This window comes from Methylobacterium aerolatum (assembly GCF_022179085.1).
Taxonomy (GTDB): Bacteria; Pseudomonadota; Alphaproteobacteria; order Rhizobiales; family Beijerinckiaceae; genus Methylobacterium; species Methylobacterium aerolatum.
Genome location: NZ_BPQE01000033.1, coordinates 64,459 through 83,348 on the forward strand (window position 1 = coordinate 64,459; position 18,890 = coordinate 83,348).

General features: G+C 67.3%; 24 protein-coding genes. 5 read left to right on the forward strand and 19 right to left on the reverse strand.

Annotated features, from left to right (window positions below; genetic code table 11):
- The first annotated feature begins 46 nt into the window (after window positions 1-46).
- Window positions 47-2,713: a cell cycle histidine kinase CckA gene (gene cckA / locus MFF06_RS20095; protein ID WP_238207345.1), complete on the forward strand. Its 2,667-nt coding sequence runs from the start codon at window positions 47-49 to the stop codon at window positions 2,711-2,713.
- 207 nt (window positions 2,714-2,920) lie between these two features.
- On the opposite strand, the gene rplQ is transcribed toward cckA, so the two are convergent.
- The 5 genes from rplQ to rpsM form a co-directional block, all read right to left on the reverse strand.
- Window positions 2,921-3,331: a 50S ribosomal protein L17 gene (gene rplQ / locus MFF06_RS20100; RefSeq protein ID WP_238207347.1), complete on the reverse strand. Its 411-nt coding sequence runs from the start codon at window positions 3,329-3,331 to the stop codon at window positions 2,921-2,923.
- A 172-nt stretch (window positions 3,332-3,503) separates the two neighbouring features.
- Window positions 3,504-4,523 carry a DNA-directed RNA polymerase subunit alpha gene (locus MFF06_RS20105; RefSeq protein WP_238207349.1) on the reverse strand — a complete coding sequence of 340 codons (1,020 nt, stop codon included), beginning with the start codon at window positions 4,521-4,523 and terminating at the stop codon, window positions 3,504-3,506.
- Between the two features lie 103 nt (window positions 4,524-4,626).
- Entirely contained in the window at window positions 4,627-5,499 is an 873-nt protein-coding gene (locus MFF06_RS20110; RefSeq protein ID WP_238207350.1) for an MBL fold metallo-hydrolase, read from the reverse strand.
- A gap of 35 nt (window positions 5,500-5,534) precedes the next feature.
- On the reverse strand, window positions 5,535-5,924 hold the full coding sequence (gene rpsK, locus MFF06_RS20115) for a 30S ribosomal protein S11 (protein ID WP_010686167.1): 390 nt from the start codon (window positions 5,922-5,924) through the stop codon (window positions 5,535-5,537).
- A 169-nt stretch (window positions 5,925-6,093) separates the two neighbouring features.
- A complete protein-coding gene (gene rpsM, locus MFF06_RS20120; RefSeq protein WP_238207352.1) occupies window positions 6,094-6,462 on the reverse strand; it encodes a 30S ribosomal protein S13 in 369 nt (122 codons plus the stop codon).
- Window positions 6,463-6,662: 200 nt separating this feature from the next.
- Here rpsM and MFF06_RS20125 point away from each other — a divergent pair, with 200 nt between their 5' ends.
- Window positions 6,663-7,046, forward strand: coding sequence for a Vch_cass14 family protein (locus MFF06_RS20125; protein WP_238207354.1), 384 nt, complete (start codon window positions 6,663-6,665; stop codon window positions 7,044-7,046).
- Between the two features lie 122 nt (window positions 7,047-7,168).
- On the opposite strand, the gene MFF06_RS20130 is transcribed toward MFF06_RS20125, so the two are convergent.
- The 14 genes from MFF06_RS20130 to MFF06_RS20195 form a co-directional block, all read right to left on the reverse strand.
- A complete protein-coding gene (locus MFF06_RS20130) occupies window positions 7,169-7,402 on the reverse strand; it encodes a hypothetical protein (protein WP_238207356.1) in 234 nt (77 codons plus the stop codon).
- Between the two features lie 80 nt (window positions 7,403-7,482).
- Window positions 7,483-8,085, reverse strand: a complete 603-nt coding sequence (locus MFF06_RS20135; protein ID WP_238207358.1) for an adenylate kinase — start codon at window positions 8,083-8,085, stop codon at window positions 7,483-7,485.
- Between the two features lie 165 nt (window positions 8,086-8,250).
- On the reverse strand, window positions 8,251-9,594 hold the full coding sequence (gene secY / locus MFF06_RS20140) for a preprotein translocase subunit SecY (protein WP_238207360.1): 1,344 nt from the start codon (window positions 9,592-9,594) through the stop codon (window positions 8,251-8,253).
- 155 nt (window positions 9,595-9,749) lie between these two features.
- Window positions 9,750-10,256, reverse strand: a complete 507-nt coding sequence (gene rplO, locus MFF06_RS20145; protein ID WP_238207361.1) for a 50S ribosomal protein L15 — start codon at window positions 10,254-10,256, stop codon at window positions 9,750-9,752.
- Between the two features lie 11 nt (window positions 10,257-10,267).
- The gene (gene rpmD / locus MFF06_RS20150) at window positions 10,268-10,459 is read right to left on the reverse strand and encodes a 50S ribosomal protein L30 (protein WP_238207363.1); all 192 of its coding nucleotides are present in this window, start codon (window positions 10,457-10,459) and stop codon (window positions 10,268-10,270) included.
- Window positions 10,460-10,470: 11 nt separating this feature from the next.
- Window positions 10,471-11,058: a 30S ribosomal protein S5 gene (gene rpsE, locus MFF06_RS20155; protein ID WP_238207365.1), complete on the reverse strand. Its 588-nt coding sequence runs from the start codon at window positions 11,056-11,058 to the stop codon at window positions 10,471-10,473.
- Between the two features lie 109 nt (window positions 11,059-11,167).
- Window positions 11,168-11,530, reverse strand: coding sequence for a 50S ribosomal protein L18 (gene rplR / locus MFF06_RS20160; RefSeq protein WP_238207367.1), 363 nt, complete (start codon window positions 11,528-11,530; stop codon window positions 11,168-11,170).
- 12 nt (window positions 11,531-11,542) lie between these two features.
- Entirely contained in the window at window positions 11,543-12,076 is a 534-nt protein-coding gene (rplF, locus tag MFF06_RS20165) for a 50S ribosomal protein L6 (RefSeq protein WP_238207370.1), read from the reverse strand.
- A gap of 22 nt (window positions 12,077-12,098) precedes the next feature.
- Window positions 12,099-12,494 carry a 30S ribosomal protein S8 gene (rpsH, locus tag MFF06_RS20170; protein WP_238207372.1) on the reverse strand — a complete coding sequence of 132 codons (396 nt, stop codon included), beginning with the start codon at window positions 12,492-12,494 and terminating at the stop codon, window positions 12,099-12,101.
- Window positions 12,495-12,506: 12 nt separating this feature from the next.
- On the reverse strand, window positions 12,507-12,812 hold the full coding sequence (gene rpsN / locus MFF06_RS20175; RefSeq protein WP_238207374.1) for a 30S ribosomal protein S14: 306 nt from the start codon (window positions 12,810-12,812) through the stop codon (window positions 12,507-12,509).
- A 38-nt stretch (window positions 12,813-12,850) separates the two neighbouring features.
- Complete coding sequence (gene rplE, locus MFF06_RS20180) at window positions 12,851-13,417, reverse strand: 50S ribosomal protein L5 (protein WP_238207376.1); 567 nt, start codon at window positions 13,415-13,417, stop codon at window positions 12,851-12,853.
- A complete protein-coding gene (rplX, locus tag MFF06_RS20185; RefSeq protein WP_238207377.1) occupies window positions 13,410-13,724 on the reverse strand; it encodes a 50S ribosomal protein L24 in 315 nt (104 codons plus the stop codon). Before rplX ends, rplE begins: the two co-directional genes overlap by 8 nt.
- Window positions 13,724-14,092, reverse strand: a complete 369-nt coding sequence (gene rplN / locus MFF06_RS20190) for a 50S ribosomal protein L14 (RefSeq protein WP_010686182.1) — start codon at window positions 14,090-14,092, stop codon at window positions 13,724-13,726. Before rplN ends, rplX begins: the two co-directional genes overlap by 1 nt.
- Before the next feature lie 413 nt (window positions 14,093-14,505).
- The gene (locus MFF06_RS20195; RefSeq protein WP_238207379.1) at window positions 14,506-14,889 is read right to left on the reverse strand and encodes a hypothetical protein; all 384 of its coding nucleotides are present in this window, start codon (window positions 14,887-14,889) and stop codon (window positions 14,506-14,508) included.
- Between the two features lie 829 nt (window positions 14,890-15,718).
- On the opposite strand from MFF06_RS20195, the gene rpsL reads away from it, so the two are divergent.
- From rpsL to fusA, 3 genes are all read left to right on the forward strand, one after another.
- Entirely contained in the window at window positions 15,719-16,090 is a 372-nt protein-coding gene (gene rpsL, locus MFF06_RS20200; RefSeq protein ID WP_007557568.1) for a 30S ribosomal protein S12, read from the forward strand.
- Window positions 16,091-16,199: 109 nt separating this feature from the next.
- Window positions 16,200-16,670, forward strand: coding sequence for a 30S ribosomal protein S7 (rpsG, locus tag MFF06_RS20205; protein ID WP_238207390.1), 471 nt, complete (start codon window positions 16,200-16,202; stop codon window positions 16,668-16,670).
- 30 nt (window positions 16,671-16,700) lie between these two features.
- Window positions 16,701-18,776, forward strand: coding sequence for an elongation factor G (fusA, locus tag MFF06_RS20210; RefSeq protein WP_238207399.1), 2,076 nt, complete (start codon window positions 16,701-16,703; stop codon window positions 18,774-18,776).
- Window positions 18,777-18,890 lie beyond the last annotated feature (114 nt).

Genomic DNA, 18,890 nt, shown 5'->3' on the forward strand with positions numbered 1-18,890 from the left:
GGCCGACGTGACCGGATCTCCGGCCCCGATAGCAAAGTCCGAACCGATGACGGAGCTTCAGGCCGTCCAGGCGCAGCTCAACGGCTCGATCGACCGGTCGGAGCAGCCCGGGCGGGTCGGGCTTCTGCTCATGCTCGCCGCCCTGCTGGTCGGCGCGGCGATCGGCCTGTCCTTCGTCGCCAACGAGCAGGCCCAGGCCCTCATCGTCTGGCTGCTGGCGCTGCTCGCCATGGCGGGCGTCTTCTTCCTGTTCGCCATGGCCATCGGGGCGATCCAGCTCAGCGGCAGCAGCGCGAGGGACGACATCACCCGCGCCATCGTCGACGGCGCGCCGGACGGCGCCCTGGTGATCGAGGACGGGGGCCGCCTGATCTACGCCAACGCCGCGTACATGCGGCTCGCGGGCGGCGACAGCTTCACCAACCTCGCCCCCGTCGAGCGGATCTTCGTCGGCTCGCCGGAGGTGTCCGAGGCGGTCTACCGCCTGTCGCAAGCCGCCCGCGACGGGCGCCCGCACACCGAGGAGATGCGGATGTCGCCGCCCCTCGGCCCGGCGGCCGACGCCGCGGGCGAGCGGGATTTCGGCTGGTACCGGGTGGCCGTGCGCCCCCTCGCGCGCTCCAAGCGCCCCGCCTCCCTCTGGACCGTCACCGACGTCACCGCCGACCGCGAGCGCCAGGAGAACGTCTTCCAGGAGCTCCAGCACGCCATCGACTACCTCGACCACGCCCCCGCCGGCTTCCTCTCCATCAACCCGGCGGGCACCATCGTCTACATGAACGCCACCCTCGCGGCGTGGCTCGGCTACGACCTCGCGAGCGTCGGCTCCGGCGGCCTGCACCTCGGCGAGATCGCACCCAGCGCCGACGTCCTGATCCGCACCGCCGGCCTGCCCGGCGAGGTCCGCACCGACCGGTTCGACCTCGACCTGCGCCGTCGGAACGGCCACACCGTGCCCGTACGGCTCTACCACCGGGTCGCCTTCGGCAAGGACGGCAAGCCCGGCGCCTCGCGGACCTTCGTCATCAACCGCTCGGCCGGCGCCGACGCCGACGAGCCGCAGCGCGCCGCCGAGGTGCGCCTCGCACGATTTTTGAACAACTCGCCCATCGCCATCGCGACCCTCAACCGGACCGGCCGGATCGCCCGGGCCAACGCTTCCTTCACCCGCCTGTTCGGCACGGTGCCGCGCCCGGCCGACGAGGCCGAGCTGGAGGGGGAGGGCGGCACCCGCGCCGAGCCGAACCTGTCGGATTCGGTGGTCGACCGCACGGCCCTGGAGACCGGCCTCGCCCGCGCCGCGAGCGGCATCACCGAGGCCGAGCCCATCGAGGTCCAGCTCCAGGGGCCGGGCGGCCGCTCGGCCCGCCTCTGGCTCAGCCCGGCCGATGGCGGCGCCGAGGGCGAGCAGGCCGACGAGGCGGAGCGGATCATCCTCTACGCCCTCGACACCACCGCCCAGCGGCAGCTGGAACAGCAGGTGGCGCAGGCTCAGAAGATGAACGCCGTGGGCCAGCTCGCGGGCGGCATCGCGCACGATTTCAACAACGTCCTCCAGGCGATCATCGGCTATTCGGACCTGCTCCTGGCGAGCCACCGGCCGAGCGATCCGGCCTTCCAGGACATCATGCAGATCAAGCAGAACGCCAACCGCGCGGCGGGCCTCGTCCGCCAGCTGCTGGCCTTCTCCCGCCGCCAGACCCTGCGGCCGGAGGTGATGGACGTGGGCGAGAGCCTGTCCGAACTCACCCTGCTGCTGAAGCGGCTGCTCGGGGAGCGGGTGGCGCTGGAACTCAAGCACGGCCGCGAGGTCTGGCCCGTCAAGGCCGACGTGAACCAGTTCGAGCAGGTGATCGTGAACCTCGCGGTGAACGCCCGCGACGCCATGCCGGAGGGCGGCAAGCTCATCATCCGCACCGAGAACGTCGTCGATCCAGGGCCGAAGGCCGCGAGCGAGGGACGCGGCGGCGCGCCGGGCGGCGACCATGTGCTGATCGAGGTCCGCGACAACGGCCAGGGTATCCCGGCCGAGTTGATGGAGAAGATCTTCGAGCCGTTCTTCACCACCAAGGAGATCGGCAAGGGCACGGGGCTCGGCCTCTCGACGGTGTTCGGCATCGTCAAGCAGTCCGGCGGCACGATCGACGTGCAGTCGGTGGTGGGCGAGGGCACGGCCTTCAAGATCTACCTGCCGCGCCATGTCCCGGTGCCGGAAGCCCCGGTGATCGACCACAACCCCGCCGACGTCGCCCTGGGCGGCGCCAGGGCCACGGATCCGGCGGCGCCCGCCAAGGCGGCCGAGGCGAAGCCCGCACCCCGCCGGCCCGCGACCGACCATACCGGCCAGGGCATCATCCTCCTCGTGGAGGACGAGGACCCGGTGCGCGCGGTCAACAGCCGGGCGTTGTCGGCACGGGGCTACACCGTGCTGGAGGCCGCCTCCGGCCTCGAAGCCCTGGCGATCGTGCAGGAGGGCGAACACCCGATCGACCTCGTGGTCTCCGACGTGGTGATGCCGGAGATGGACGGGCCGACCCTGTTGCGGGAGGTGCGCAAGCACCAGCCGCACCTGAAGGTCATCTTCGTCTCGGGCTACGCCGAGGACGCCTTCCGCAAGAACCTGCCCGACGGCGAAGCCTTCAACTTCCTGCCGAAGCCATTCAGCCTGAAGCAGCTGGTCGAGACCGTGAAGAAGACGATGGCGGACGATTGAGCGGATCCCCGCGTCCTGCCCTCAACCGTTATCGCGCGCGCAGCGAAGCAATCCGGGGAACCACCCCATCCTCAGGCGTCCTGCGACCATGGTGTGCTCCGCTCCGCTCGCACTGACGGCGTGCAGACCGACTGGCCTCGATCCCCCAAAGAAAAAGGCCGCCCCGGCGCGAACCGGGACGGCCTCATGAAACGCTACTGTCCGAACTCAGGCGGCGTCGACGACCTGCGACGGGCCGGAATCCTTGCCGCGGGCATCGACGTCGCGGTCCACGAACTCGATGACGGCGAGGGGGGCGTTGTCGCCCTGGCGGAAGCCCGCCTTCATGATACGGCAGTAGCCACCGGGACGCCCCTGGTAGCGCGGGCCGAGCACCGAGAAGAGCTTCTTGACCATGTCGGCGTCGCGCAGCTTCGACATGGCGAGGCGGCGGGCGTGGACACTGTCGGTGCGGGCGAGGGTAACCAGCTTCTCGACGACCGGACGGAGGTCCTTGGCCTTCGGAAGGGTGGTGATGATCTGCTCGTGCTTGATCAGCGCGGCGGACATGTTGGCGAACATCGCCTGACGATGCTCGGCGGTGCGGTTGAAACGACGACCGCGGTAAGCGTGACGCATGGTGGCTCTCCGGTTGTTGGCGACCGCCGTGCCACGGGTCGGCCGCTCGTTAGAGCGAATAGGGAGTAGCGAATAGCGAATAGTCGCCTCAGTGAGGCTCGACCGTTCCGCTTATCCCTGCGCCCTATTCGCTATTCGCTATTTCCCTATTCGCCCTGAGCAGCGAAGCCGCTTAGTAATGCTCCTCGAACCGCTTGGCGAGGTCCTCGATGTTCTCCGGCGGCCAGCCGGGGATGTCCATGCCGAGGTGCAGGCCCATGCCGGCCAGCACTTCCTTGATCTCGTTGAGCGACTTGCGGCCGAAATTCGGCGTGCGCAGCATCTCGCCCTCGGACTTCTGGATGAGGTCGCCGATGTAGACGATGTTGTCGTTCTTCAGGCAGTTCGCCGAACGGACCGACAGCTCCAGCTCGTCCACCTTCTTGAGCAGCGCCGGGTTGAAGGGCAGCTGCGGCGTGAGCGGCGCGGCCTCCTCCTTGCGCGGGTCCTCGAAGTTCACGAACACCTGGAGCTGGTCCTGGATGATGCGCGCGGCGTAGGCCAGGGCATCCTCGGGGCTCACCGCGCCGTTCGTCTCGACGGTCATGGTCAGCTTGTCCTTGTCGAGATCCTGACCCTCGCGGGTGGTCTCGACGCGGTAGCTGACCTTGGTGACCGGAGAGAACAGCGAGTCCACCGGGATCAGGCCGATCGGCGCATCCTCGGGGCGGTTGCGCTCGGCCGGCACGTAGCCCTTGCCGGTGGCGACCGTGAACTCCATGCGGATCTCGGCGCCGTCGTCGAGGGTGCAGATGATCAGGTCGGGGTTCAGGATCTGGATGTCGCCGACGGTGCCGATGTCACCGGCGGTCACCGTGCCGGGGCCGGTCTTGCGCAGGGTCATGCGCTTGGGGGCGTCGGTCTGGGAGCGGATGGCGATCGTCTTGATGTTCAGGACGATGTCGGTCACGTCCTCGCGGACGCCCGGGATGGACGAGAACTCGTGCAGCACGCCGTCGATCTGCACCGAGGTCACCGCCGCGCCCTGGAGGGACGACAGCAGAACCCGGCGCAGGGCGTTGCCCAGCGTGGTGCCGAAGCCGCGCTCCAGCGGCTCGGCGACGACCGTCGCGATCCGCTTGGGGTCGTCGCCGGTCGAGACCTGCAGCTTGTTCGGCTTGATGAGTTCCTGCCAATTCTTCTGAATGACCACGGTCCTACCTCTCGCGCCTCACGGGTCCGCCTCGTCCGGAGCCCGTGTTCCGGCCGGGTGGAGCGCCCCCTGACGCGCCGCCCGGTCCCTGAATCGAAAATGCCTACTCGCCGCCGACCCACAGGGCGGGGACGAAGCTGTAGCCCGCCCCGTCCCGGTCCACGTAGCCGAAGGCGGGGAATTCCAGATGACTGCCGGCGATGAAGGTTCGCTCGGAGGCCACCTCGTCCATGATCCGCTTGCGGGTCTGCCGCGCCTGATCACCGTCCACGTCGAAGCCGACGCCGGCCTCGGGATTCTTGAACTGGATCGCCGGGATGTGGACCACGTCGGTCCACATCAGCAGCGACTGCGATCCCGAGGAGATGCGGAAGCCGCAATGCCCCGGCGTATGGCCGGGGAGCGGTACCGCCTCGATGCCGGGAAGAACCTCCCCGCCGCGGTGGTCGCGCATCCGCCCCTTGTAGGGGGCGACGGCATTGCGCGCTCCCTCGAAATACTCCTTGGCCTCGGCGGGAGCCTTCGCCAGGGCCTCGTCCGGAAGCCAGTGGGCCGCCTCGTCGGCATGCACGACGATCTCGGCGTTCGGGTAGACCGCCTTGCCGTCGGCGGCCAGGCCGCCGCAATGGTCCGGGTGCAGGTGCGTCAGCAGCACCGTCTCGACGTCCTCGGGCTTGACGCCCGTGGTCGCCAGGGCGGTACCGAGGCGGCCGAGGGTCTCGGCCGGCGCCAGGGCGCCGTAACCAGTATCGACCAGCACGGGCTTGCGGCCCGCGCCGGTGATGAGGAACGCGTTGAGCGTGATCTTCGGCTGCTCGGTGCGGAAACCGGCCACCTGCAGCCGTCCCGCCTCCGCCTTGTCGATGCCCGTGACGAGATCGAGGCTCCCCTGGAACCAGCCGTCGTTGAGCGCGGTGACCGTGAGGTCACCGAGGTTCCAACGCAGCACACCGGGCAGTGCCTTCGATCCCGCCATGAACTTCTCCCTCTTCGCCGACGATACGGTGAGCCTCAGACGCGACGACGCTTGCGCGGACGGCAACCGTTGTGCGGAATGGAGGTCACGTCGCGGATGGAGGTGACGGTGAAGCCCGCCGCCTGGAGCGCGCGCAGGGCGGACTCACGGCCCGAACCGGGGCCCGACACCTCGACCTCGAGGGTGCGCATGCCGTGCTCGGCCGCCTTGCGGCCGGCGTCTTCCGCGGCGACCTGCGCGGCGTAGGGGGTCGACTTCCGCGAGCCCTTGAAGCCCATCGCGCCGGCCGAGGACCACGAGATCGTGTTGCCCTGGGCGTCGGTGATGGTGATCATCGTGTTGTTGAACGAGGCGTTCACGTGGGCGACGCCCGACACGATGTTCTTGCGTTCACGACGACGAACGCGTTGCGGTTCCTTGGCCATTCTCTTTCCACTCTTCCTTCAAGCACGCCCGTAACACCAGGCGCTCGGGATTCTTGGGGCTTGGCCGCGTGCCCGTGCAGAGCTCTCGCGACCGACCGGATGCCTCGCCGGACATCCGACACGACAAAAGGGAGGCCACGCGACGCACGGCCTCCCAGATCCAAAAAGATTACTTCTTCTTGCCGGCGATCGGCTTCGCCTTGCCCTTGCGGGTACGGGCGTTGGTGTGGGTCCGCTGACCGCGCACCGGGAGCTGCTTGCGGTGACGGAGCCCGCGGTAGCAGGCCAGATCCATCAGGCGCTTGATGTTCATGGAGACTTCGCGGCGCAGGTCGCCCTCGACCACGTAATCGCGATCGATCGCCTCACGAATCTGGAGAACTTCGGCGTCGGTCAGCTCGTTGACGCGACGCTCGGCCGGGATGCCGACCTTGCCGGTGATCTCCTCGGCCTTCTTCGGCCCGATGCCGTGGATGTACTGAAGCGCGATGACGACACGCTTGCCGGTCGGGATATTGACGCCTGCGATACGGGCCACAGTGTAACTCCATGTGAGGCCCGGCCGGTGCCGGGCAGGTGTCGCGCGCGTCCGGTGGAGGCCGGCCCCTGCGCGCGTGCAACGACGACGCGGCCCGCGGGTAACCCTTGTCAGGGCACCTCGGACCATCGTTCGGTTGGACGAAGGCCGGTCTGCTACCCCGCGCCGCCACCGCTGTCAATGCAGGAGATGGAAAAGCGATGGCGATGCCAACGGCTTGCGGCGACACCCTCCGAGCCTATTCCGCCGCCGTGATGCGAGCGGCGGACGCGAACAGCGAGGAGGTCGTGCCGGTTGTGCTTGCGGTGGTGGGCGGCATCCTCGCCGCCGCCGAACGGGGATCGATTCGCCTGCAGGACAGCGAGGACGGCGCCGGGGGCACCCTGTGGGCCACCTTCGGCGGCGAGCCGATGGCCTTCCGCTTCAACCCGATGACGGCGATGATCGAGCTGCGCGTGAGCACCCTTGACGGACACCCCGCCAGGCGATTCGGCCGCCGCTCCCTGGCGATGGACATCCTCAACTTCTTTGGCCCGTCCCGCGCTGCGGAGGCGGCGAGAACGAGGCCGCCCGCGGACGCGTGACGGCCCTAGTGCATCGATCCAGTCGGAGGTGTCAGCCGAGACTGGAAAAATTGATGCAAAAACGGGGAGCAAGTGCAGGCACCCATGAACGAAGTGATTGCGTCACTGCTGCACTAGGCCGGTCAGCGCATCCGCTGGCTCGTGAGGCGGCAATACCCACCGTCGTCGCGGTATCCCGCCGGGCAGCGGCGCACGCAGGCTCCTGCGGCGAACTTCAGCGGCGGCCGGCAGGCGTTCCGGAACCGCTTCTGCTGGTACACGAAGGATTGCGCCGGGCTTTGGGCGGAAGCGGCGTCGGGCTGGAGTGCCAGTCCGGCGCAGGCCACCGTGGCGGCGAGGAGGAGGCGGACGAGCATCGCGGGGATCCGAACGAAAGAGGGCGCCCACCAACGTGCGCGCCCCCTGGAAGTTCGCCGTGACCGGTTCCGCCGACCGATCAGGAGTCGACGCGCTCCCTGTGGAGCGCCAGGACCTGGTCCAGATCGGCTGTCACCTCGTCGATCGGCTTCATGCCATCGACGGTCTTCAACATGCCGAGCTTGTCGTAATAGGCGGAGAGCGGCGCCGTCTGTGCGCGGTAGGCCTCCAACCGCTGCTTGAACACTTCGGGCGTGTCGTCCTTGCGAACCGCCTCGCCCCTGGCCGCGGCGTCGGAGGCGCGCTTGGCGATGCGTCCGACGAGGGCATCCTCGTCCACCTTGAGCTCGATCACGCCGGAAAGGTCGAGCCCCTTGCTCGCCAGCATCGTGCCCAGAGCCTCGGCCTGGGCCACGGTGCGCGGGAACCCGTCGAGGATGAAGCCCGGCTTGGCGTCGGCCTGCTCGATCCGGTCGGCGACGATGCCCACGACGATCTCGTCCGAGACGAGGCCGCCCGATTCCATCACGGCCTTCGCCTTGAGGCCGACGGGCGTGCCCGCGGCGACGGCCGCCCGGAGCATGTCCCCGGTCGAGAGTTGCGGGATGCCGTAGCGCTGGACGATCCGCTCGGATTGGGTGCCCTTCCCCGCACCGGGCGGTCCGAGCAGAATGATGCGCATGGCGTTGTCCTCTACGGGCCCGGCTTTCCAGGCTCCTGGTTGGGGACGATACCCTCCCGGCACCGCCCGCACATTCGCTTTGTAGCCGTTCGGCCGGAGGGGAAAACCCCGGCCCCGCCCGGCGACCCGCATTTTTCCGCGGATGTCGCCGGAGTGCCGCGGCCCTTACCGGCGGCCGCGCCCGGGCGTGGCTCCGCGCAGCTTGGCCTTCTTCACCAGACCCTCGTACTGATGCGCCATCAGATGCCCGTGGATCTGCGCCACCGTGTCCATCGTCACGGTCACGAGGATCAGCAGCGACGTACCGCCGAAGCCAAGGCTCGCCGAGGCGTAGGAGGACAGGACCTCCGGGAACAGGCACACCACCGTCAGGTACAGGGCGCCGATCACGGTGATGCGGGTCAGCACCTTGTCGAGGAAGCTCGCCGTGCGCTCGCCGGGACGGATGCCGGGGATGAAGCCGCCATGCTTCTTCAGGTTGTCGGCCGTCTCCTGAGGATTGAAGACCACCGCCGTGTAGAAGAACGTGAAGAAGATGATCAGCGCCGCGTACAGCACGATGAACAGCGGCGTCCCGTGCCCGAGATAGGCCGTCACGGTGCCGAGCCAGCCCGTGCCGTTGCTCGGCGAAAAGCTCGCGGCGGTAGCCGGCAGCAGCAGCAGCGAGGAGGCGAAGATCGGCGGGATGACGCCCGAGGTGTTGAGCTTCAGCGGCAGGAACGAGGTCTGGCCCTCGTACATGCGGTTGCCCACCTGACGCTTCGGGTAGTTGATCAGGACCCGGCGCTGCGCCCGCTCCATGAACACGATGAAGTAGATGAGGGCGACCGCCGCCACGGCGACGCCGAGGATCAGGGCCGGGGAAATCGCGCCCGTCCGGCCGAGTTCCAGCGCGCCCGCGATCGTCACCGGCAGGTGGGCGACGATACCGGAGAAGATGATCAGCGAGGAGCCGTTGCCGATGCCGCGCGAGGTGATCTGCTCACCGAGCCACATCAGGAAGAGAGTGCCACCCGTGAGCGTGATCACCGTCGAGGCCAGGAAGAACGGGCCGGGATCGATCGCCGCCGAGGAACTCTGCAGGCCCACGGCGATGCCCCAGGACTGCACCAGCGCCAGCACCACCGTGAGGTAGCGAGTGTACTGGTTGATGACCTTCCGGCCGGACTCGCCCTCCTTCTTCAGCGCCTCGAGGCTCGGAATGACCGAGGTGAGGAGCTGAACGATGATGGAGGCCGAGATGTAGGGCATGATGTTGAGCGCAAAGATCGCCATGCGCTCGACCGCGCCGCCCGAGAACATGTTGAACAGGCCGAGCACGCCGCCCGCCTGCTGCTGGAAGTTCTGGGCGAATTGCTGCGGATCGATGCCGGGGATCGGCACGTAGGTGCCCAGCCGGAACACGATCAGGGCGCCGATCGTGAACCAGATGCGCTTCTTCAGCTCATCGGCCTTGGCGATCGCACCGAAATTGAGATTGGCGGCAAGCTGCTCGGCGGCTGAGGCCATCGCGTCGCGTCCCGGGGGTGTCGCCGGGCTTCACGCCCGGATGAAACGAAAAAAAACGGCGGCCCGCGCGAGGTCGCGTGGGGCCGCCGCTCGATGCTGTCCGACTTAAAGGCCGGTGCCCGGCCGCGCAACGGGTTGCGCGGCCGTGTCCCGCCTCAGGCCGACGCCTCGGCCCCGGCCTTGCCCCGGGTCGACACGCCGGAGGCGTAGACCACGTTGACCGAGCCGCCGGCCTTCTCGACGGCCTCGACGGCCGACTTGGAGGCGCGGGTCACTTCGAAGCTGAGCTTCGAGGTCAGCTCGCCGACGCCGAGCAGCTTCACGCCGTCGCGGGGACGGGCGAGGATGCCGGCGGCGACCAGGGTTTCGACCGTGATGGTCGCACCGGCCTCGAGCTGCCCCGTGTCAACAGCGGCCTGGATCCGGCCGAGGTTCACCTCGTTCAGGTCCGCCGCGTGGATGTTGTTGAAGCCGCGCTTCGGCAGGCGACGATGGAGCGGCATCTGGCCACCCTCGAAGCCCTTGATGGCCACGCCGGTCCGGGCCTTCTGACCCTTCACGCCGCGTCCGGCGGTCTTGCCCTTGCCGGAGCCGATGCCCCGGCCGACACGCATCCGGTCCTTGGTGGCGCCGGGATTGTCGCTGATCTGGTTAAGCTTCATCGGTCGCCTCCTCAGGCCTCGAGGACGCGGACGAGGTGATGAACCTTGCGGATCATGCCGCGCACCGAGGGCGTGTCCTCGAGTTCGGACACCCGGTGCAGCTTATTCAGCTTCAGGCCGACCAGCGTCGCGCGCTGGCTGGCCTCGCGGCGGATCGGCGAACCGATCTGCTCGATGCGGACGGTCTTGCTGTTCTGAGCCATGCCATCCTCCCTTACGCGACAGCGGCTTCGGACTGGTCGGCCGGATCGGCGTCGCGGCGACGGGCCTGGAGGCTCGACACCTTGAGGCCGCGGCGGGCCGCCACGGAGCGCGGGCTGTCCTCGTTCTTCAACGCCTCGAAGGTGGCGCGCACGAGGTTGTAGGGGTTCGAGGAACCGAGGCTCTTGGCCACGACGTCCTGCATGCCGAGCGTCTCGAACACGGCGCGCATCGGACCGCCGGCGATGATGCCGGTGCCCTGCGGAGCCGCGCGGAGGATCACCTTGCCCGCACCGTGACGTCCGTTGACGTCGTGGTGAAGGGTACGGCCCTCGCGGAGGGAGACGCGGATCAGACCGCGCTTGGCGGCTTCCGTCGCCTTGCGGATGGCCTCCGGCACCTCACGGGCCTTGCCGTGGCCGAAGCCGACGCGGCCCTTCTGGTCACCGACCACCACAAGGGCGGCGAAGCCGAAGCGACGGCCACCCTTCACGACCTTGGCGACGCGGTTGATGTGGACGAGCTTGTCCACGAACTCGCTGTCGTGCTCCTCGCGGTCGTCGCGGCGGCCGCGGCCCCCGCCTTCACGTTCACGTGCCATGTCTTCCAACCTATCTCACTGGCGCAGTCCCTCGCGGGCCGCTCGCTCGATTCCCCTCCGTGAAGAGGAGAGCCCCACGCGGCCCTCAGGACCACGCGGGGGGATTCTCTTAGAACTCCAGGCCGCCCTCGCGGGCCGCCTCGGCCACGGCCTTGACGCGGCCGTGGTAGATGTAGCCGGACCGGTCGAAGATCACCTTGGTGACCCCGGCGGCCTTGGCGCGCTCGGCGACGAGCTTGCCCACCGCGGTCGCGGCGGCGACGTCGGCGCCGGTCTTCAGGTCGCCCTTGATCGACTTGTCGATCGTGGACGCGGAGGCCAGGGTGTGGCCGTTCACGTCGTCGATGACCTGCGCGTAGATCTGCTTCGAGGAGCGGAACACGGACAGACGGGGACGGCCATTGGCCGCCGCCTTGATCGCCCGGCGAACGCGCGCCTTGCGCCGATCGAGGGCTTCGAGCTTACGAGACATCTTCGCCCTCCTTTACTTCTTCTTGCCTTCCTTGCGGAAGATGAACTCACCGGCGTAGCGCACGCCCTTGCCCTTATACGGCTCGGGACCACGGTACTCACGGATCTCGGCGGCCACCTGGCCCACCTTCTGCCGGTCGATGCCGGAGATGGTGATCTCGGTCGGCTTCGGCGTGGCGATGGTGATGCCCTCCGGCACGGCGTACTCGATGTCGTGGCTGTAGCCGAGCGACAGCTTGAGCGCCTTGCCGGCCATGGCGGCACGGTAACCGACGCCGGTGATCTCGAGCTTCTTCTCGAAGCCGTTCGACACGCCGGTGGCGATGTTGGCGATCTGGGCCCGCGACGTGCCCCAGAGGGACCGCGCCGGCTTCGACTGGTTGACGGGCTGCACCTCGATGGCGCCGTCCTTCATGGCGACGTTGACGAGGCCGGGGACGACGAACTTCAGTTCGCCCTTCGAGCCCTTCATGGTCACGGTCTGGCCCGTGACATTGGCCGTGACGCCCGCCGGGACGGGGATCGGCTTCTTGCCTACGCGAGACATGGGGTGATCTCCTCCGTCCCGATCAGAACACGGTGCAGAGCACTTCACCGCCGACGTTGCGCTCGCGCGCCTCGTGATCGGCCATGACGCCCTGCGGGGTGGAGACGATGGTGACGCCGAGGCCGTCGGCCACGCGCGGCAGCTCGCCGACGGACGAGTAGACCCGGCGGCCCGGCTTCGACACCCGCTTGATCTCGCGGATGACGGGCTTGCCGTCGTAGTACTTGAGCTCGATGGCGAACTCGGTGCGGCCGTTGCCGAGGTCGGTCGCCGCGTAATCGCGGATGTAGCCCTCGGACTTCAGCACGTTGAGCACGCTGGCACGGAGCTTCGAGCCGGGCGTCTGAACGACGTTGCGGCGGCGCAGCTGACCGTTGCGGATACGGGTGAGCATGTCACCCACGGGATCGTTGACCATGTGGGGACCTCCTTACCAGCTCGACTTGACGAGGCCGGGGATCAGGCCCCGGTTGCCGAGCTCCCGCAGCGCGACGCGCGAGATGCCCATCTTGCGGTAGAAGGCCCGCGGACGGCCGGTGATCTCGCACCGGTTGCGGATGCGCGTGGCCGACGAGTTGCGCGGCAGTTCCGCAAGCTTGAGGCGAGCCTCGAAGCGGTCCTGCATCTCGATCGACTCGTTGTTGGCGATCTCGAGGAGCGCCTTCCGCTTCGCCGCGAAGCGCTTCACGAGCGCCTTGCGGTGGTTATTCTTTTCGACTGAGCTTTTCTTCGACATCTGTTGATCTCCAGTGTCCGCGTATGACGTTCAGGACGTCACTGCCGGAACGGGAACTTGAAGGCCGCGAGCAGCGCCTTGGCTTCGGCATCCGTCTGGGCGGTGGTCGCCACGACGATGTCCATGCCCCACATCTGCTCCGCCTTGTCGTAGGAGATCTCCGGGAACACGAGGTGCTCCTTGAGACCAAGGGCGTAGTTGCCGCGACCGTCGAACGAGCGCGGGTTCAGGCCGCGGAAGTCACGCACGCGCGGGAGCGCGATGGTGATCAGGCGGTCCATGAACTCGTACATCCGCTGCTTGCGCAGGGTGACCTTGCAGCCGATCGGCATGCCCTCGCGGACCTTGAAGGTCGCGATGGCCTTCCGGGCGCGGGTGATGACCGGCTTCTGGCCGGCGATGAGGGCGAGGTCGCCGGCGGCGACGGAGGCCTTCTTCGAGTCCGCGGTGGACTCGCCGACGCCCATGTTGATGACGATCTTCTCGATCTGCGGCACCTGCATGGGGTTCTTGTAGCCGAACTCTTCGATCAGCTTCTGACGAACCACCTCGTCGTAGTGCTTGCGCAGCCGCGGGACGTACGCGTTCTTGTCGGCCTCAGCCATCGATCTGATCCCCCGTGCTCTTGGCGAACCGGACCTTGCGCCCGTCTTCGAGAATGCGGAAACCCACGCGAGTCGGCTTGCCGTTGGCATCCGCGATCGCGATGTTCGAGAGCTGGATGGCGGCCTCCTTGGAGATGATGCCGCCCTCCTGGTTCTGCGTCTGCTTCTGGTGCTTCTTGACGAGATTGACGCCGCGCACGAGGGCCCGGCCCTCCTTCGGCAGCACCTGAATCACCTCGCCGGACCGGCCGGCGTCGCGGCCGGTGATCACGACGACCTTGTCGCCCTTGCGGATCTTGGCAGCCATCACAGCACCTCCGGCGCGAGCGAGATGATCTTCATGTGGTTGCGCGCACGGAGTTCGCGCGGCACCGGTCCGAAGATACGGGTGCCGATCGGCTCCTTCTGATTGTTGATCAGGACGGCGGCGTTCTTGTCGAAGCGAATGACCGAACCGTCGGCCCGCTTGACGTCCTTGGCGGTGCGCACGACCACCGCCTTCATCACGTCGCCCTTCTTCACGCGACCCCGCGGGATCGCCTCCTTGACCGACACGACGATCACGTCGCCGACGCCGGCATATTTGCGCTTCGACCCGCCGAGAACCTTGATGCACATCACACGGCGTGCACCCGAGTTGTCGGCGACGTCCAGATTCGTCTGCATCTGGATCACGTGCGTGACTCCTTGTTTCAGGCGGGTTTCCGCACGCGGGCGGTATTGCCCGGCGGACGACGCCTGATGGGGATCTTTCGTCCCCGGCTCATGTGAACGACCGCGCAATCGGCGTTGGAAACGCCGGCGCGGTCACCGCGGAGGGAGGGCCGCGAGACCCGTCCAGACTGTCGCGAAGGCCGGGGCCATACAGTGTCGCCGAGGGAAAGGCAACCGGCACGGGGGCGCCGGAGGACCTTTTCTCGGCGCATCCGAAGGCGGGCTTAGCATCCTTCCGCCGGGATTGCACGGCGCCCGGAGCGAGGCTCGCCTGAAAAACGTGACGACCCGGGGCGGCATCGCGTCTGGTGAGATCGCGCGCCGCCCCGGGTCGCCTTCCGGCAGAAGCTTGTCTGTGAAAGCGAGAGCGAGAATCAGGCCGGCATGTTGACCGGCTCGGCCTCGAACAGGAACCCGTCGAGGCTCGGGATGGTCACGGAAGCACCGACGAGGGGCTTCGCCAGCCGCCAGGGCCGCTCCGTGGAGGCGCGAATCGCCTCAGAGGGACGGAGGCGGTGGCCGCGCCCGTCCTCGCCGAGCTCCTCGATGGTGACGAAGCCGTACACTTGAAGACGGGACGCCGTGAGCTTCGTCTCCCGGTCGTCGGCCGCCACGACCATGGCGCCGAGGGCGTACACCGTCTCCATCAGCACCCGCTGCTCGCCCCGGCGCCGGAGCCCGGCCTCGCGCTCGCCCGAGGGAGGCGGCGCCGCGACGCGCCGGAAGGGGACGACGTTGCTGACCGCGACACAACCCATACGCAACATCCTCGACGCCGACCGTGGGCGACGTCCCGCCACCCGATGCTCGCGACAATTGGATGTTTCGCTTTAAACTTCCGTAGACCGTGTTCTTCGACACCTGCCCCGATCCGGCACGCCGCCATCGCCGGGCGACCACTTCCATCGGCGCACTCGTTGTCGGTGCCACCAAGCGAAGAGCGCCTGACAGAGCAGTCCATCAGAGAATCGGCACTCCATCCGAATCGGCACTTGACCGGCGAATCGCGATTCGGTTCGAATAGGCTCGTCAGCCAGCCGAGACGAGGACACTGGTCCCGCCTCCCTGTAGGCCGCGAGGGTCCCGGCAGCCCAGGAAGCCCTCCGTTTCGTTGCGAGCGCAGCGAAGAAATCCGCGAATGCGCCACTCTGAGAAGCGGCCCGTTCCACAGCCTTGCGTCGCTAGGCTCCCGAAGACGGAGGCGATGACGATCATTCCGGTGAGGCACTGGGTAAGCCGAGAGAGGTCAGGGCGTCGCTCACCGGATATTAACCCGCTGCGCCATGCAGATTTTTGCCCGGAACACATTGACCGGTCGGGCAGGCACGTCTAGAAGCGCCCCACTTCGGTCGGCCCTCGGCTGCCGACGGCCTGCGGGTTTGTCCCGAACCGCCGTCCTCGCCCCCGACGCGACCTGAAGACCCACATCGCCTGACTTTCAAGTCAGATCCGTAGGTACGAGCGCGCCTTCCGAGGCGCGATCCTCTGCCCACACCGCGCCGAGGGGCTTTGCCAAGCCCTTCCGGCGCATATTCGTTTTGCGGACTGCGTTGCAGTCCGAAAGGTGACCGAGGAAGAGGGCACAGGATGCCGACGATCAATCAGCTGATCGCCCAGCCGCGGAAGATCCAGCGGAGCCGCAACAAGGTTCCGGCCCTGGATGCCTGCCCGCAGAAGCGTGGCGTGTGCACCCGCGTCTACACGACGACGCCGAAGAAGCCGAACTCGGCCCTTCGTAAGGTCGCCAAGGTCCGTCTCACCAACGGATTCGAGGTGATCGGGTACATTCCGGGTGAGGGCCACAACCTTCAGGAGCACTCCGTGGTGATGATCCGCGGCGGCCGCGTGAAGGACCTTCCGGGCGTGCGCTACCACATCCTGCGCGGCGTGCTCGACACGCAGGGCGTGAAGAACCGCAAGCAGCGCCGGTCGAAGTACGGCGCCAAGCGTCCGAAGTAAGCTTCGGCCGCACGGGCAGCGTTTTCACTGCCTGACAAGGATGTCGCCGGCGAGAGCTCAAGGCGGCCTGCGTCAGGTGCTTAAAGTCTACTCATTGGAAGTTTAGCCAATGTCCCGCCGTCACTCTGCCGAGAAGCGCGAGATCATCCCGGATCCCAAGTACGGGGATGTGGTCCTCACCAAGTTCATGAATTCCATCATGTACGAGGGCAAGAAGTCCACCGCCGAGCGGATCGTCTACGGCGCCTTCGATATCGTCGAGAGCCGCGCCCGTGCGAACCCGATCGAGGTGTTCCGCGCCGCCCTCGACAATGTTGCCCCGATGATCGAGGTCCGGTCCCGCCGCGTCGGCGGTGCCACCTACCAGGTCCCCGTCGAGGTGCGCACCGAGCGTCGCCAGGCGCTGGCGATCCGCTGGCTTATCCAGGCGGCCCGCTCGCGCAACGACCGCACCATGATCGAGCGTCTCTCCGCAGAGCTGCTCGACGCCGCCAACAACCGCGGCAACGCCGTTAAGAAGCGGGAAGACACGCACCGGATGGCCGAAGCCAACCGCGCCTTCTCGCACTACCGCTGGTAAGCGGTCCACTCGTCTTCCAGGAGCAGTCCGATGCCCCGCACGCACGCGATCGAGGACTACCGCAACTTCGGCATCATGGCCCACATCGATGCCGGCAAGACCACGACCACGGAGCGGATCCTCTACTACACCGGAAAGTCCCATAAGATCGGCGAGGTCCATGAGGGCGCCGCCACGATGGACTGGATGGAACAGGAGCAGGAGCGCGGCATCACGATCACGTCCGCCGCGACGACGTGCTTCTGGCGCGAGAAGCGCCTGAACATCATCGACACCCCCGGCCACGTGGACTTCACCATTGAGGTGGAGCGCTCCCTGCGCGTGCTCGACGGTGCCGTATGCGTGTTGGACGGCAACCAGGGCGTCGAGCCCCAGACCGAGACCGTGTGGCGCCAAGCCGACAAGTACGACGTGCCGCGCGTCGTGTTCGTCAACAAGATGGACAAGATCGGCGCCGACTTCTTCAAGTGCGTTGCCGACATCATCGATCGCGTCGCCGGCAAGCCCGTGTGCCTGCAGCTTCCGATCGGCGCCGAGTCGAACTTCCAGGGCGTCATCGACCTCATCAAGATGAAGGCGATCGTCTGGTCGGGCGAGGCGCTCGGCGCCAACTTCAACGAGACCGAGATCCCGGCTGACCTCGCCGACCAGGCTGTGGAGTACCGCACCAAGCTCGTCGAGGCCTGCGTCGAGATGGATGACGACGCCATGGGCGCCTACCTCGAGGGCAATGAGCCCGACGAGGAGACCCTCCGTCGTCTCGTGCGCACCGCCGTGCAGCGCCGTGCGTTCCACCCGGTGCTCTGTGGCTCGGCCTTCAAGAACAAGGGCGTGCAGCCGCTCCTCGATGCCGTCGTCGACTACCTGCCGTCCCCGGCGGATCGCGGCGAGATTAAGGGCCTGGACTTCAAGACCGAGGAAGAGGTGGTTCGCCGCCCGACCGACTCGGACCCCTTCTCCATGCTCGCCTTCAAGATCATGGATGATCCGCACGTCGGCACGATCACCTTCTGCCGCGTGTATTCGGGCAAGGTCGATTCGGGCGCCAACGTCATCAACTCGACCCGCGACAAGAAGGAGCGTGTCGGCCGCATGCTCCTCATGCACGCCAACAACCGTGAGGACATCAAGGAGGCCTTCGCCGGCGACATCGTCGCGCTGGCCGGCCTCAAGGACACCCGCACCGGCGACACGCTCTGCGATCCGACGAAGGCCGTCATCCTCGAGAAGATGGAATTCCCGGAGCCGGTGATCGAGATCGCCGTCGAGCCGAAGTCGAAGGCCGATCAGGAGAAGCTCGGCATCGCCCTCGCGAAGCTGGCGGCGGAGGATCCGTCCTTCCGCGTGTCCACCGATCAGGAGTCGGGCCAGACCATCCTCAAGGGGATGGGCGAGCTCCACCTCGACATCAAGGTCGACATCCTGCGCCGCACCTACAAGGTCGACGCGAATATCGGCCAGCCGCAAGTGGCCTATCGCGAGAAGCTGACCCGCCGGACCGAGATCGACTACACGCACAAGAAGCAGACCGGTGGTACCGGTCAGTTCGCCCGCGTGAAGTTCGTGGTCGAGCCGAACGAGCCGGGCGCCGGCTTCACCTTCGACTCCAAGATCGTGGGCGGCGCGGTGCCGAAGGAGTACATCCCCGGCGTCGAGAAGGGCCTCAACTCCGTTCTCACCGCGGGTGTCCTCGCCGGCTTCCCGGTGGTCGACATCAAGGTGGACCTGGTGGACGGCGCCTACCACGACGTCGACTCGTCGGCCCTGGCCTTCGAGATCGCGTCCCGCGCTGCGCTCCGCGAGGCGCTGCAGAAGGGCGGCTCGGTCCTGCTCGAGCCGGTCATGAAGGTCGAAGTGGTGTCTCCCGAGGAGTACACCGGCTCGGTCATCGGCGACCTCAACTCCCGCCGCGGTCAGATCCAGGGCCAGGACATGCGCGGCAACGCCAACGTCATCAACGCGATGGTGCCGCTGGCCAACATGTTCGGCTACGTGAACCAGCTCCGGTCCTTCTCGCAGGGCCGCGCCAACTTCACGATGCAGTTCGATCACTACGAAGAGGTGCCGCGCGGCGAGGCCGACAAGGTCATCGCCAAGTACGCCTAAGGCTACGCGCCTCGGGCTTCGGCCCGGGGCACCTCTTCTTCCACCAACCGAATTCGTTTTTAGGAGGCTCTGATGGGCAAGGAAAAGTTCTCCCGCACCAAGCCGCACTGCAAC